Source organism: Brachybacterium huguangmaarense, assembly GCF_025725725.1.
Taxonomy (GTDB): Bacteria; Actinomycetota; Actinomycetes; order Actinomycetales; family Dermabacteraceae; genus Brachybacterium; species Brachybacterium huguangmaarense.
This window is the reverse complement of the sequence record NZ_CP107020.1, coordinates 1,371,708-1,386,344: the sequence shown is the minus strand read 5'-3', so window position 1 is coordinate 1,386,344 and position 14,637 is coordinate 1,371,708. Positions and strand designations below refer to the sequence as shown.

The following is a 14,637-nucleotide window of genomic DNA, read 5'->3' as shown; positions in this document are numbered from 1 at the left end:
CCGAGGAGGAGAGGTCCCGGACGAGGGCGACCAGGCCGAGCCGGTCGGTCCTGACCCGGATGCGCGTGGTCTCCGCGCGGCGCCTCAGCTCGAGCTTCGTGCGCGTGAGCGTCCGCTGCTCCGACCCGGCGTTCGACGCGACCTACGCCGCCATGGGCTACGACCAGTGGTTCCGCCTGTTCTTCCCCGCGGCGGGATGCGATCTCGCCCTGTCCGAGGGCGACCCCGAGGGCTGGTACACGCGTCTGCTCGGCATGGACGAGCGGACGCGGCCGGCCGTGCGCAACTACACCGTGCGCGAGGCGCGCCGCGAGCACGGGACGTGGCGGATCGACATCGACTTCGTGGTCCACACCTCCCCGGAGACGGGGCGGGTCGAGGGCGTCGCGGCGAGCTGGGCGCTCGCCGCGCGTCCCGGCGACGTCGTGGGATTCCTCGATCAGGGCACCATCTTCACCACGGCCGGCACGGGCGCCGACGGGGACGGGGCGCCCGTCGTGATCGTGTCGGACGAGTCGGGCCTGCCCGGCGTCGAGGGCATCGCCCGCTCCCTGCCCGCCGCGACCCGCGCGGCCGTGCTGCTCGAGGTGCCGCACGCCGACGACCGGCGCCCGCTCGAGTCTCGCGCCGATCTCGACGTGCGCTGGGCGGTGCGGGAGGGCGCGGCCGCCGGCGTCGCCCTGCTCGAGGAGCTCGACGCCATCCCCCTGGACCCGCGCGGCTACGTGTACATCGTCGGCGAGTCCGCGGTCACGCTCAAGGCGCGCCGGCGCGCGCTGCGGCGGGGGATGCCGAAGGCGAGCGTCGACTTCTGCGGGTACTGGCGGCCCGAGCGCCGCCGCGCGGCCTCCTAGACTCGTCCCATGCGCATCGCGACCTGGAACATCAACTCCCTGCGTGCCCGGACCGACCGCGTCGTCGCGTTCCTGCAGCGCCACGACGTGGACGTGCTCGCCCTCCAGGAGCTCAAGGCCCGCCCTGAGCAGCTGGATCTCACGGCGATCCACGCGGCGGGCTACGAGACGGCCGTGCACGGCCTGAACCAGTGGAACGGCGTGGGGCTGATCTCGCGCGTGGGCCTCCAGGACGTGCGGGTCGCGATGGAGGCCGTGCCGACCTGGCCCGAGGAGGAGGGCGGCGTTCTCGAGGCCCGCATGCTCTCGGGCGTCGTCGGCGACGGGCTGCGGGTGTGGTCGCTGTACGTGCCCAACGGGCGCGAGATCGACCACCCGCACTACGCCTACAAGCTGCGCTGGCTCGAGGCCGTGCGGGCCGAGGGCGCGCGCGAGCTCGCGGCCGACCCGGAGGCCCGCACGATCTTCGCGGGCGACTTCAACGTCGCCCCGCAGGACGACGACGTGTGGGACATGGGGTTCTTCGAGGGCCGCACCCACGTCACCGCGCCCGAGCGGGAGGCGTTCGGCGCGATCGTCGACGCCGGGTACGCCGACCTCGCGCGCCCCTACACGCCGGGGCCGGGCGTCTACACCTTCTGGGACTACCAGGCGCTGCGCTTCCCCAAGAAGGAAGGCATGCGCATCGACTTCCTGCTCGGCTCCCCCGCCGTCCAGCGCGCGGTCACCGACGCCCGCATCGACCGTGACGAGCGCAAGGGCAAGGGAGCCTCGGACCACGCGCCGGTCATCGTCGACCTCGAGCTCTGACGCGCAGAGGGCGGTGCGCTCCGGGCGGCGCGCCGGCGGCCGACGGTCTCGGGTGCGCGCCTGCTCACGGACCGTGTGAGCACGCCTGCGGTCCGCCAGGAGCCTCGAGCGTCGCGTGCGGGCGCCAGGTCGGTGCCCGCGCGGAGCGACCGCGCACAGACAACGGCGCCGCGGTGACCCGCGACGCCGTCTGACTCGATCTGGGACGCGGTATCAGGCGTGCATCTCATGCGTGGCTGCCTGGATGCTGTCGGCATCGGGGAGCCGGGTCTGATACGGAGACCACCCGCACGTGGGTTCCGCGTCCCTTATCGAGTTGTGACTCACACCATACTCCCGCCCTGCCGCGGCGACAAGGGGCCGCCGGCGGTCGGCCCGGGCCCGCCTCCCCTCCCCACGTCCGGATCATCCCCCGCGCGGTGACGGGGGCTGTGCCGACGGGCACGGCGCACCGACGATGCCGACATGACCCGTTCTGCTATCGCTCCCCCGCCGTCCCGGACCTCGCCGGCGTCCTGGCCCGCGGCGTCCTCGCGTCCCGCCTCGGTGTTCCCCTCGGCCGAACCGGGCGTCGTCTCCTGGCTCGGCGGACCGGACGCCCTGCGTCAGCTCGCCGCCGACCATGTCGGCGCGCTCGGCGCCCGTCTCGTGGACGCCGCGCCGCACGATCCCGGGCCCGGCGTCGCCCTGGGCTCCGTCGCCGTGCTCGCGCGGCGGAGCGCCCGGCGGGGAGCGACCCGGCCCGCCGGCACCGTGATCGCGCTCGCCCCCGACGGCGACATCGGCGAGGAGCACTGGCGGGCGTGCCTCGAGGGCGGGGTGCGCGCGGTCGTGAGACTGCCGGCCGACTCCGCCCGGCTGCTCGACCTGCTGGCCGCGAGCGTGCGCCGCACCTCCCGCGGCCTCGTGATCGGCGTGGTCGGCGGGTGCGGCGGCGCCGGCGCGTCGAGCCTCGCCGCCCGTCTCGCGGGGGCCGCGGCGCGATCCGGCTCGTCCGCGGTGCTGGTCGACGCCGACCCGCTCGGCGGCGGCCTCGACGTGCTCGTCGAGGCCGCGGGCATGCCGGGGGCGCGGTGGGAGGACGTCGGGGGCCTGGGCGGGGACGACGGCGGGGCTCTGCGGGACGGGCTGCCCGTGGTCGACGGCGTGCACGTGCTCGTCGCGCGCGAGGCCGCGCTGCCCACGCCCGAGCAGGCCGTGGCGGCCGTCGCCGCTCTCGCCCCGCTCGACGGCACGGTCGTGGTGGACGTCGGGACCGGCACCGTCGAGGCCGTCCTCCCCCTGCTCGACCATGTCGTGCTGGTCGTGCCCGCGACGGACCATGCCGTCCGCGCGGCAGCCCGCCGCCTGCACGGCTGGGGCCTGCGACGCGGGCGGGTGCACCTGCTCGTGCGGCGCACCGGTCCGCTGTCGCCCGGAGACGTGGCCGAGCGTCTCGGGCTGCGGACGAGCGGGGCGTTCCGGGACGCGGCCGCGGGGGTCGTGCCGCTGCTCGACGTGCGACGGCGGGGAGCCGACGCCGCCTGCAGACGGCTGCTCGACCGGCTCGCCGCCGACGCGGGAGAGGGACGATGACCTCCCGGGCGGCCGCGGCCGCCGTGTCGGCCTCCCTGCTCGAACGGGTGCGCGAGGATCTCGTGGCCGCGCCGGGCGAGGTCGACGTCCCGCGGGTGGCGCGCCTCCTGCACCGGGAGGGCAGGGTCATCGGCGCCGCGGAGCTGCTGCGCCTGACCGTCGCCGTGCGCGATCACGTGCAGGGGCTCGGCCCGCTCCAGGAGCTCGCCGTGCCCGGCGCCACGGACATCCTGGTCAACGCCGACGGCGCGGTGTGGGTCGACGACGCGAGCGGGCTGCACCCCACCGCGGTCCGCCTCGGCCCCGGCGAGGCGCGGGCGCTCGCCGTGCGCCTCGCGACGGCGGGAGGGCGGCGCCTGGACGACGCCTCGCCGTGCGCCGACGCGCATCTGCCCGACGGCACGCGGCTGCACGCCGTGCTCCCGCCGCTGTCGACGGGCGGGGCCCTCATCTCGCTGCGGCGGCCCGCCGCCGCCCGTCTCACGCTCGCCGGGCTCGAGCGCAGCGGCTCCCTCACGCCCTTCGCACGAGAGGTGCTCGAACGGATCGTGGCCCGGCGCGTCGCCTTCCTCGTCAGCGGGGGCACGGGGACCGGCAAGACCACGGTGCTCGGCGCGATGCTGTCCGCCGCGCCCGCGAGCGAGCGGATCGTCGTCGTCGAGGACGCGCACGAGCTCGACCCCGAGCACCCCCATGTGGTGCACCTCCAGGCGCGCCACGCGAACACCGAGGGAGCGGGCGGCGTCGACCTCGTCGCCCTCGTGCGCGAGTGCCTGCGCATGCGCCCGGACCGCATCGTGGTGGGCGAGTGCCGCGGCGCCGAGGTGCGCGAGCTGCTGCAGGCACTCAACACGGGCCACGAGGGCGGCTGCGGCACGGTCCATGCCAACCGCGCCGTCGACGTGCCGGCCCGGCTCGAGGCGCTCGGCGTGCTCGGCGGCCTCGATCCCCTGGCCCTGGGGAGCCAGGCGGCGAGCGCCCTCGACGTCGTCCTCCACCTCGGGCGCCGGGAGGGGCGGCGCGCGCTCGAGCACGTCGCATGTCTCGAGCGGGACGAGGCCGGGCGACTGCGGGCGCGCACGGCGCTCGACCTGCACGGTCCGGTGACGGCCGGGCCGGCGTGGCCCGGGCTCGCCCGGCGCCTCGGGATGGACGCCGGGAGAGTGCGATGATCCCCGTCGCCGTGGCCGCCGTCCTGGGAGCGGGGTTGCTCCTGTCCGCGGGGCCGCCGTCGGCCTGGCCTCGCGACGCCTCGAGCGGGCGGCACCCGAGACGCCCCTCCGCACGCCCCGGCCCCCTCGACGTCGCCCGTCTGGTGGAGCGGATCGCGACGGTCGTCGGCTCGGGAGTGGCACCACGGGCCGCGTGGGCCGCGGTCGCGTCGACGACGGGCGCCGGCCCGCTGCGAGACCTCGCACGCGCCGTGGGAGCCGGGGCGGATCCGCGTCGGGCGGCGCCTGCCCGCCTGGCCCGCAGCGGCGAGGTGGCCGCCCTCGGCGCGGCTCTGGCGCTGTGCGAGCGCACGGGGGCGCCCGCGGGCCCGGTGCTGCTCACGCTCGCCGACGCCCTGCGCGCCGTGGCCGATGCGGGCCTCGCCCGGCGCAGCGCGTTCGCGGGACCGCTCGCGACGGCCAGGATCCTGCTCGCCCTGCCGGTCCTCGGGATCGGCCTGGGCATGCTGCTCGGCGCCGACCCCCTCGGCCTCCTGCTCACAGGCGGCGGCCGGCTGCTCGGCGTGCTCGGCGTCGCGCTCACCGCCGCGGGGTGGTGGTGGATGCGATCTCTCGTGCGCTCGGCGCGCGAGGAGCCCGCGGCGGGTGCCGTCGACCCTTCCATCGTGCTCGACCTGGTCGCCGGCCCTCTCGCCGCCGGGGCACCGCTCGCCGCCGCCCTGGTCGCGGTCGCCGACGCCCTCGAGGACGACGAGGCGGCGTCCTCCCTCGAGCACGCCGGGACGGCGCTCGGGGCCGGAGCACCGGTCGCGATCGCGCTCGCGGGGTCGGGGCCCGCGCTCGAGCCGCTGCGGGAGGCCGCCCTGGTCGGCGAGACGACGGGCGCGGATCCGGTGGGGCTCCTGCGCTCGAACGCCGCCGACGCCCGTCGCGGCCGCGCCCGCGAGGCGGAGGCGGCGGCCGCGCGGCTCGCGGTGCGCCTCGTGCTGCCGACGGGGGCCACCCTGCTGCCCGCCTTCGTGCTGCTGGGCATCGTGCCCACCGTGGCGTCCCTGCTGGGCGGCTCGTTCTCGCAGGTGCTGCCGTGACCGGCCCCTGCCCTCTGGACGGCCGGGACGCCCCCGGCCGGGCGGTCCGGCACGCCGGGTCGCCCAGGACAGGCGCCCGCGCGGGCGCCGAGAAAGGAAGCACCGATGACGATCATCGAGAAGAACCGGACCGGAGCCCCCGGGCGGCGGACCCGGGGAGCGGAGGTGACGCCCGTCGACCGCCTGGCCGACGAGACGGGCGCGACCACCGCCGAGTACGCCATCACGACGCTCGCCGCGTGCGGCTTCGCCGCCGTGCTCGTGGTGCTGCTGAAGTCGGGCGAGGTGCGGTCCCTGCTCATGGGCATCATCACGTCCGCCCTGTCCATGGGCTCGTGACAGCGTCCCGCGCCCGGTCGTCCCGCTGGCTGGACGACCGGGGGTCGGCGACCGCGGAGACGGCGGTCGTGCTGCCCGTCGTGGTGGTCCTCGTGATCCTGCTCGCGATGGTGGGCCTCGGAGCGCTCGAGCAGGTCCGCCTCGAGAGCGGGGCGCGTGCCGCGGCACGCGAGCTCGCCCGCGGGGAGCCCGAGGGCGAGGCGGTCGCGAGCGGCCGCCGGACCGCCGGTCCTGCCGCGAGCATCGGGGTGCGCCGAGACGGGGACTGGGTGCGCGTCGAGGCGACGCGCACCCTGCGCCCGCTCCCGGGCGGCATGCTCGCCGGCGTCTCCGTCACGCTCCGTGCCGACGCCGTGGCCCGTCTCGAGCCGCAGCTGCTCGACGGCGGCGGGCCGTGAACGGGCGCGGGCGCCTGGGCGCGGAGAACGGGTCCGCTCCGGCGGCCGTGCTCGCCTGGATCGGGATCACCGTGGTGCTGCTGAGCGCACTGGCCCTGCTCGGGCAGGGGGCCGCCGCGCAGGCGCGTGCCGCGAGCGCCGCGGACCTGGCCGCGCTCGCGGGATCCGACGCGCTCACGATCGGCCGGTCCGGCCCGTGCGCGATCGCCGGGGAGGTCGCCGAGCGCAACGAGGCACGCGTCTCCGCGTGCACGGTGACGGGCACGGACGTGCTCGTGACCGTCGAGGTCCCGGTCGGCAGGCTCGGCACCGTCACCGCGAGCGCCCGGGCGGGGCCGGGACCGCCCCGCGTGCCGTCAGCCGACGGGGCCCGCGACGTCGTCCGGTCGCAGGACCTCCAGCAACGCGGAGGCGCCGGTCTTCGACAGCGGTTCGTTGCCGTTGCCGCACTTGGGCGAGACGACGCACGCAGGGCAGCCGCCCTCACACGGGCACTCGGCGATCATGTCGGCGGTCGCGCGCACCCAGGCGCCCGCGTCCTCGAAGCCGCGCTCGGCGAAGCCCGCCCCGCCGGCGGCGCCGTCGTACACGAAGATCGTGGGGCGGGCGGTGTCCTCGTGCAGCGCCGTGGAGACCCCGCCGATGTCCCAGCGGTCGCACGTGGCCAGCAGCGGCAGCATCGAGATGGCCGCGTGCTCGGCGGCGTGCAGCGCACCGGGCAGGGCGTCGTCGTCGATCCCGGCGGACTCGGCGACCGCCGCGGGGATCTCCCACCACACGGCCTTGGTGGTGAGCGTGCGCGGCGGCAGGTCGAGGGGGTGCTGCCCGAGCACCGCCTGGGTGAAGACGTCGCGCACCTGATAGCCGGTGACCTGGTCGGTCACGTCGACCGTGCCGAAGCACAGGGTGACGCCGTCGTGCCACGGCTCGGTGCGCTCGACCTGGCGCACGCGGATGCTCGAGGCGGTCTGCGGATGCGTCGAGTGCAGGGGGTCCTCGCGATGCACGAACGCGACGGCCCGCTCGACGTCGAGGTGGTCCACGACGTAGCTGCGTCCCTGGTGGAGGTAGACCGCGCCGTCGTGCACCTGGGTGTGGGCGCTCGCGGCGTCGACGGTGCCGAGCAGCGACCCGGTCGCGCCCTCGACGATCCGCACCGGCTCCCCGCCGCTGCCGCGCAGGTCCGTGAGGTCGTGCGCGCTCTGGGGCAGCGTCCAGTACCAGCCGGCCACGCGACGCCGCAGCACGCCGCGCGCGACGAGGGTCGCCAGCAGCTCGTCCGCGGTGGGGCCGAAGATCTCCTGGTCGCCGTCGCGGAGCGGGAGCTCGGCGGCCGCGGCGCACAGGTGCGGCGTCATCACGTACGGGTTCGCCGGATCGAACACGGCGGCCTCGACGCTCGCGCCGAACACCGACTCCGGATGATGGACCACATAGGTGTCGAGCGGGTCCTCACGGGCCACGAACATCGCGAGCGCCCCGGACGATGCGCCCTCGCCCTGACGACGGCCGGCCCGGCCCGCCTGCTGCCACAGGGAGGCGCGCGTGCCGGGCCAGCCGGTGATGACCACGGCGTCGAGCCCCGCGATGTCGATGCCCAGCTCGAGGGCGTTGGTCGTCGCGAGCGCCCGCAGCTCCCCGGACCGCAGCGCGTCCTCGAGGGCGCGGCGCTCGGTGGCGAGGTAGCCCCCGCGGTAGGCGGCGATGCGGCGCGCGCCCTCGGCCAGGGCCCGCGACCCGCCGTGCTCGGCCTTCTCGGTCAGCAGGCGGCGCGCGCCCGAGGACACCAGCTCGGCACCGCGCCGGGAGCGGGCGAACACGAGGGTCTGCACGTCGCGCTCGACGAGGTCGGCGAGGAGCGCGGCCGCCTCGCTCGTGGCCGAGCGGCGCAGCGGCTCGTCGCGCGCCCCCTCGCCGCGCGCCCCGTCGCCGTCCGTGGTCTGCCCGTCGGGCTCGGCGTCGAGGCGCTCGGCCGGGTCGAGCCGCTCGGCGCGCACGGCGGAGCCTCCCGGTCGGCCGTCGATGCGGGCGCGGGTGCCGGGCTCCCACAGGGCGAAGGTGAGGCCGGCCCGCGGGGAGCCGTCCTCCGTGACCGCCTCGACATCGGCCCCCACGAGGCGCGAGGCGGAGACCTCGGGGTCGGCGGCCGTCGCCGAGGCGAGCACGAAGGTGGGCGAGGCGTGATAGTGCTCGGCGATGCGCCGCAGGCGGCGCATCACGAGGGAGACGTGGCTGCCGAAGACCCCGCGATAGCTGTGGCACTCGTCGACCACGACGTACCGCAGGGCCCGGAAGAAGCTCGCCCACTGCTCGTGCCCGGGCAGGATCCCGAAGTGCAGCATATCCGGGTTGGTGAGCACGAACGTGCCGTGGCGCCGTATCCACCGCCTCTGCTCGGCCGGGGTGTCGCCGTCGAAGGTCGCGACCCGCGCGTCGTGGATGCCCGCCCCGTCGGCGAGCGCCGCGATCGACGTGAGCTGGTCCGCGGCGAGGGCCTTCGTGGGAGACAGGTACAGCGTCGTCGCGCGGCGCGCCTCGGGATCGAGGCTGCGGGCGCCGATCGCGGTCAGGGCCGGCAGCAGGTAGGCGAGCGACTTGCCCGAGGCGGTCGCGGTCGCGAGCACCACGTGCCGTCCCCCATGGGCGAGCTCGGCCGCGCGGGCCTGGTGCGTCCAGGGGCGGTCGACGCCCTGGGCGCGCAGGTGCTCGACGAGCCGGTCGTCGGCCCACGCCGGCCACGCCGCGGTGCGTCCCGGCTGCGGAGCGCGATGCTCGACGTGGGTCAGGCAGGACCGCCGGGTCAGGGGCTCGGACAGCTCGGCGAGCAGCTGATCGGCCCTCGATGTGCGCACCCCGCCGCCTTCCCGGGTGCCCCGGCACCGCGTTGCTCACACCCTGGCCGTCACCCGAGGAAGGGCGCAGAGCGCTGGGGCACAATCGTAGGCATGCCCGACACCGCCCCGAGCGCCGCTTCGCTCACGGCGCAGGCCCCCCTGCAGGACCGCTCCCCCTCGTCGCCCGCGCCGCGGGCGACGCCGGGACCGGTCGCGGCCCTGCGCGCCGATCTCGAGGCCGCCGACTACACGAGCGCGCGCATCGAGCAGCTGCTGGGCGCGGGGGCCGCCGCGGCGCTCCGGCGCGAGCACGCCCTGCCGGCCCTGCGCGTGCTCGCGGACACCGACGAGGCGGCCGGCCTCCTGTTCTCCGTCTTCACGCTCGGCCGGACGGCGACGGCCGCGCAGCTCGAGCCGGCCCTGCCGCGTCTCGGTCTCGACGGCGCGGTCGAGCTCGGGCTGCTCGGCCCCGCCGAGACCGGGCAGGAGCCGGGCGCCTCGGCCGCGCCCACGTGGCGCGCCCTCGTGGACCTCGCCCCGTACGCGGCCGAGGACGACCAGGGCGCGATCACCTGGTGGATCGCCTCGGACCTCTCGGAGCTCGCGACCGGGCGCCCGCTCGGCACCGACCACGTGCTCGGCGTGGGCGGCGCCTCCCTCACGCTCGCCCGCCTCACGCCGCGACGCCGGGTCGAGCGTGTCCTGGACCTCGGCTGCGGCTGCGGCATCCAGGCCCTGCACGCCTCCCGCCACGCGCAGACCGTCGTCGCGACCGACCTGTCCGAGCGCGCCCTCGCCTTCGCGGCGTTCAACGCCGCGCTCAACGGCGTCGAGCTCGACCTGCGGGCGGGCTCCCTGTTCGACCCCGTCGGGACCGAGCGCTTCGACCTCGTCGTCTCCAACCCGCCGTTCGTCATCACCCCGCGCGACGGCACCGTCGCGGAGTGGACCTACCGCGACGGCGGCCAACGCGGGGACACCCTGCTCGCCCACGTCGTGGAGGGCCTCGAGGGGCACCTGAGGCCCGGCGGCACCGCCGTCATGCTCGCCAACTGGGAGATCTCCGCGCCGGAGCCGTGGCAGACGCATCCCGCCGCCTGGCTCGACCGCACCGGTCTCGACGCGTGGGTGATCCAGCGCGAGCGCGAGGACCCCGCGCAGTACGCCGAGACCTGGGCACGCGACGGCGGCATCACCGAGCGCGATGCCCGCTGGGCCCCCATGGTCTCCGCATGGCTCGACGACTTCGCCTCCCGCGCGGTCGACGCGATCGGCTTCGGCTATCTGCTCGCCCGCCGCCCGGCCTCCCCCGGGCGGCCGCCCGCGCGCCTGTTCGAGGAGGTCCTGACCACCGGGACCGGGAGTCTCGGCGCCCATCTGGCCCAGGGGCTCGACCGCCTCGCGCAGCTCGCGGCGCTCGACGACGACGCGCTCGGCGCCGCCTTCCCCGTGCGGGCCGACGACGTCGTCGAGCGCCGTCACCTCACGCCCGGCGCCTGGGACCCGCTGCTGATCGAGCTGGTCCAGGGCGCCGGCTTCGGGCGCACCGTGACGGCGGACCAGCTGCTCGCGGCGACCGTCGGGGCGAGCGACGGCGAGCTCACCGTCGACCAGATCCTCGGCGCCGTGTGCGCGTTGACCGATGCCGACGTCGCCGAGGCGCGCGGCCGCCTGCTGCCGGAGCTGCGCGAGCTCGTGCGCACCGGCATGCTCGACCTCGAGCACCGGGAGGGTGCGCGATGACCCGCGGCGCCCTGGTCCTGCGCATGGTGCTCGCACTGCTCGCGTGCGCCGTGTGCGCGACGGGCACCGCCCTGCTCGCCGCCGCGGCGGTCGGCACCGCGCGCGGCCAGCGGCTCGACCAGCTCATCCTGACGGCGGCGCGGCACGACACCTCGGCCCTGACGCGCATCGTCTTCCCCGCGCTGAACACCGTGACCGTGCCCGTGGTCGTCGTCGCCCTCGTCGTCGCGGCGGTCGTCGCCCTCGTCCAGCGCCGCACCTCGATGGCGCTGCACCTGATCGTGCTGGTCGCGGGCGCGATCGCGACCACCGAGGTCCTCAAGCACCTCGTCGTGACCCGCTCGGCGCTCGCCGCGGACATCGACCTGACGCCCAACTCCTTCCCCTCCGGGCACACGACCACGGCGGGCGCGGTCGCGGTCGCGGTGACGCTCGCCAGTCCGCGTCAGGTGCGCAGCGTGGTCGCGCTCGTGGGGGCCGCGTGGACCGCGATGGCGGGGATCGGCACCGTCGCGGGCGGCTGGCACCGCCCGAGCGACGTGCTCGGCGCGCTCCTCGTGGTGGGCGCCTGGACGTTCCTCGTGCTCGCCGTGGACGCCGCGATGGCCATCGTCCGGACCGCCCGCGACGGCGCCGGCCGCGACGACGACCGTGCCGGCGCCGAGGGCCCCGCGGCGGGCGAGAGGCCCGCCCGTCCGGTGCTGCCGGTCCATCGCGGCGCGCGCGCCGCGATCGTCGTGCTCGGCCTCGCGGCCGTGGCAGGGCTCGCCCTCGGCGCCGTGCTGCTCGCGGGCGTGCCCACCCCGCTCGACCTCACGGACGGCGCCGCCCAGGCCCGCGCCTACCGCGCGAGCATGCTGCTGCTGGCGGGCGCGTCGTCCGCCCTCGTCGGCGGGACCCTCGCGCTCCACGTGCCCGCCGTCCCGCGCCGGGCGGTCCCGCGCCGCGGTGATCCGATACGTGTACGGTGATGCCCCGTGAGCCCCGGACACGCCCCTGCGTGCTGCCGGGTTGGCTGGATCGATCCCGCGCCCTGGACGGCGCGGGCGCCCGTCGGAAGGAAGTGAGCCCGTGGCTGATGGCCGCCACCTCGTGATCGTCGAGTCCCCCGCGAAGGCCCGGACCATCGGCCGGTACCTCGGGGACGACTTCGTCGTGGAGGCGTCGGTCGGTCACATCCGCGACCTCCCCCAGCCCAAGGACCTCCCCGCGGACATGAAGAAGGGCCCCTTCGGCCGCTTCGCCGTCGACGTCGAGCACGGCTTCGAGCCCTACTACGTGGTCGACCCGGACAAGAAGAAGAAGGTCGCCGAGCTCAAGCGGCTGCTCAAGGACGCCGACACCCTCTACCTCGCGACCGATGAGGACCGCGAGGGCGAGGCGATCGCCTGGCATCTCATGGAGACGCTCAAGCCCAAGAAGTCCCTCCCCGTGCACCGCATGGTCTTCCACGAGATCACGCGCGAGGCGATCCAGAACGCCCTGACCCAGACCCGCGACATCGACACCGACCTGGTCGACGCCCAGGAGACCCGCCGCGTGCTCGACCGTCTGGTCGGCTACGAGGTCTCCCCCGTGCTGTGGCGCAAGGTCCGCCAGGGCACGAGCGCCGGGCGCGTGCAGTCCGTCGCGACTCGGCTCGTGGTCGATCGCGAGCGCGAGCGCATGGCCTTCGTGGCCTCGTCGTACTGGGACGTGACCGGCACCTTCGCCTCGCGCTCCGAGGAGGAGGCGCCCGCCTTCACCGCCGGCATCCGCACGGTCGACGGCTCCCGCGTCGCGACCGGCCGTGACTTCGCCGACGACGGCACCCTGAAGACGGCGAGCGTCACGGTGCTCACCGAGCAGTCCTCGCGCGAGCTCGTCGAGGCCCTCGCCGGAGCCGACGCGACCGTCACCTCGGTCGAGTCCAAGCCCTACACGCGACGCCCCGCCGCGCCGTTCACGACCTCCTCCCTCCAGCAGGAGGCCTCCCGCAAGCTGCGCCTCGGGGCGCGCGAGACGATGCGGGTCGCCCAGGGCCTGTACGAGAACGGCTACATCACCTACATGCGCACCGACTCGGTCGCGCTGTCCCAGGAGGCGATCCGCGCCTCCCGCAGCCAGGCCACCGAGCTGTACGGCGCCTCCTACGTGCCCGACAAGCCCCGCGTCTACGCCTCCAAGAGCGCGAACGCGCAGGAGGCCCACGAGGCGATCCGCCCCGCCGGATCCACCTTCCGCACCCCGGCCCAGCTCGCCGGGGAGCTCCAGGGCGAGCAGTTCCGTCTCTACGAGCTGATCTGGAAGCGCACGATCGCCTCGCAGATGGCCGACGCCAAGGGCGAGACCACGACGGCGCAGCTGACCGTCGCGGGCGGCGGCCGTGAGGCGATGTTCTCGGCCTCGGGAACCGTGATCACGTTCCGCGGGTTCCTGGCCGCGTACGAGGAGGGGCGCGACGCCTCCCGCTACGGCGACGACGACGCCGACAAGCGCCTCCCGCAGATGCGCGAAGGCCAGACGCTCGAGGTCCGCGCGCTCGAGGCCGACGGCCACGAGACCACCCCGCCGCCCCGCTACACCGAGGCCTCGCTCGTGCGCGCCCTCGAGGAGCGCGGGATCGGCCGCCCCTCGACGTACGCCTCGACCATCTCGACGATCCAGGACCGCGGCTACGTGCTGCGGCGCGGCAGCGCGCTCGTCCCCTCGTGGATCGCGTTCGCCGTCGTGCGCCTGCTCGAGGAGCACTTCGGGACGTTCATCGACTACGACTTCACGGCCCAGATGGAGGGCGACCTCGACCGCATCGCGCGCGGCGAGCTCGAGGGGCGCGACTACCTCGACACCTTCTACAACGGCGACGGCAGCGGCGAGGTCGCCCACATCGGGCTGCACCACACCGTCGAGAACCTCGGCGACATCGACGCGCGCGAGATCAACTCGATCCCGATCGGCGAGGGCATCACACTGCGCGTGGGCCGTTACGGCGCCTTCGTCGAGCGCGCCGCGCGGGACGAGGACGGCACGCCGATCGAGGGGGCCGACCCGGTCCGCGCCTCGGTGCCCGACGACATCGCCCCGGACGAGCTGACGGTCGCCGCGGCCACCGAGCTGCTCGAGCGGCAGAAGGACGACGGCCGCGTGCTCGGCACCGACCCCGCCTCGGGCCACGAGATCATCGCCAAGGACGGCCGCTACGGGCCGTACGTCACCGAGGTCCTCCCCGAGGACCCGGAGGACAAGACCCCGAAGTCCAAGCGGCCCAAGCCGCGCACGGGCTCGCTGCTGAAGTCCATGGAGCTGGCGACCGTGACTCTCGAGGACGCCCTCAAGCTGCTCTCGCTGCCGCGCGTGGTCGGCACCGAGGAGGACGGCACCGAGATCACCGCCCAGAACGGCCGCTACGGCCCGTACCTCAAGAAGGGCACGGACTCGCGGTCGCTCGAGTCCGAGGAGCAGCTGTTCACGATCACGCTGCCCGAGGCGCAGGCGATCTACGCCCAGCCCAAGCAGCGCGGGCGGGCCGCCGCCAAGCCCCCGCTCAAGGAGCTCGGCACCGACCCCACGAGCGAGAAGCCGATCGTGGTCAAGGACGGGCGTTTCGGCGCCTACATCACCGACGGCACGACGAACGTGACGCTGCGCAAGGACGACGTCCTGGACTCCCTGACGCACGAGATCGCCGTCGAGCGCCTCGCCGAGAAGCGCGCCAAGGGGCCGGCGCCCAAGCGCAGCACCGCCAAGCGCGCGCCCGCCAAGAAGGCGACCTCGACCCGCAAGAAGTCCTGACCGGCACGGGCCCGACCGCGACGAGGCCCTGACACGCGAGGAGGGCCGCGGCA

The 14,637-nt window shown here is 75.8% G+C and carries 11 protein-coding genes and 1 pseudogene; 11 read left to right on the top strand and 1 reads right to left on the bottom strand.

All coding sequences use genetic code 11. The annotated features are described in order from the left end of the window. The first annotated feature begins 59 nt into the window (after nucleotides 1-59). From BRM3_RS06085 to BRM3_RS15115, 8 genes and pseudogenes are all read left to right on the top strand, one after another. On the top strand, nucleotides 60-854 hold the full coding sequence (locus BRM3_RS06085) for a siderophore-interacting protein (protein WP_263595188.1): 795 nt from the start codon (nucleotides 60-62) through the stop codon (nucleotides 852-854). Nucleotides 855-863: 9 nt separating this feature from the next. Then, nucleotides 864-1,664, top strand: a complete 801-nt coding sequence (locus BRM3_RS06080; protein WP_263595187.1) for an exodeoxyribonuclease III — start codon at nucleotides 864-866, stop codon at nucleotides 1,662-1,664. A 465-nt stretch (nucleotides 1,665-2,129) separates the two neighbouring features. Next, nucleotides 2,130-3,239: a hypothetical protein gene (locus BRM3_RS06075; RefSeq protein ID WP_263595186.1), complete on the top strand. Its 1,110-nt coding sequence runs from the start codon at nucleotides 2,130-2,132 to the stop codon at nucleotides 3,237-3,239. Further along, nucleotides 3,236-4,411, top strand: a complete 1,176-nt coding sequence (locus BRM3_RS06070; RefSeq protein ID WP_263595185.1) for a TadA family conjugal transfer-associated ATPase — start codon at nucleotides 3,236-3,238, stop codon at nucleotides 4,409-4,411. Before BRM3_RS06075 ends, BRM3_RS06070 begins: the two co-directional genes overlap by 4 nt. Then, complete coding sequence (locus BRM3_RS06065) at nucleotides 4,408-5,499, top strand: type II secretion system F family protein (RefSeq protein ID WP_263595184.1); 1,092 nt, start codon at nucleotides 4,408-4,410, stop codon at nucleotides 5,497-5,499. The genes BRM3_RS06070 and BRM3_RS06065 overlap by 4 nt, the downstream gene beginning before the upstream one ends. Before the next feature lie 105 nt (nucleotides 5,500-5,604). Further along, nucleotides 5,605-5,838, top strand: coding sequence for a DUF4244 domain-containing protein (locus BRM3_RS06060; protein ID WP_263595183.1), 234 nt, complete (start codon nucleotides 5,605-5,607; stop codon nucleotides 5,836-5,838). Beyond that, nucleotides 5,835-6,236 carry a TadE family type IV pilus minor pilin gene (locus BRM3_RS06055; protein ID WP_263595182.1) on the top strand — a complete coding sequence of 134 codons (402 nt, stop codon included), beginning with the start codon at nucleotides 5,835-5,837 and terminating at the stop codon, nucleotides 6,234-6,236. Before BRM3_RS06060 ends, BRM3_RS06055 begins: the two co-directional genes overlap by 4 nt. Beyond that, a pseudogene (locus BRM3_RS15115) lies at nucleotides 6,233-6,514 on the top strand (Rv3654c family TadE-like protein); the annotation flags it as partial. The gene BRM3_RS06055 and the pseudogene BRM3_RS15115, both read left to right, overlap by 4 nt. Before the next feature lie 78 nt (nucleotides 6,515-6,592). Here the strand turns inward: BRM3_RS15115 and BRM3_RS06050 are convergent. Next, complete coding sequence (locus BRM3_RS06050) at nucleotides 6,593-9,088, bottom strand: DEAD/DEAH box helicase (protein WP_263595181.1); 2,496 nt, start codon at nucleotides 9,086-9,088, stop codon at nucleotides 6,593-6,595. A gap of 93 nt (nucleotides 9,089-9,181) precedes the next feature. Between BRM3_RS06050 and BRM3_RS06045 the strand changes: the two genes are divergently transcribed. The 3 genes from BRM3_RS06045 (at nucleotide 9,182) to topA (ending at nucleotide 14,584) form a co-directional block, all read left to right on the top strand. Beyond that, a complete protein-coding gene (locus BRM3_RS06045; RefSeq protein WP_263595180.1) occupies nucleotides 9,182-10,813 on the top strand; it encodes a DUF7059 domain-containing protein in 1,632 nt (543 codons plus the stop codon). Further along, complete coding sequence (locus tag BRM3_RS06040) at nucleotides 10,810-11,784, top strand: phosphatase PAP2 family protein (RefSeq protein ID WP_263595179.1); 975 nt, start codon at nucleotides 10,810-10,812, stop codon at nucleotides 11,782-11,784. The genes BRM3_RS06045 and BRM3_RS06040 overlap by 4 nt, the downstream gene beginning before the upstream one ends. Before the next feature lie 100 nt (nucleotides 11,785-11,884). Continuing rightward, nucleotides 11,885-14,584, top strand: a complete 2,700-nt coding sequence (topA, locus tag BRM3_RS06035; RefSeq protein WP_263595178.1) for a type I DNA topoisomerase — start codon at nucleotides 11,885-11,887, stop codon at nucleotides 14,582-14,584. Nucleotides 14,585-14,637: the final 53 nt, after the last annotated feature.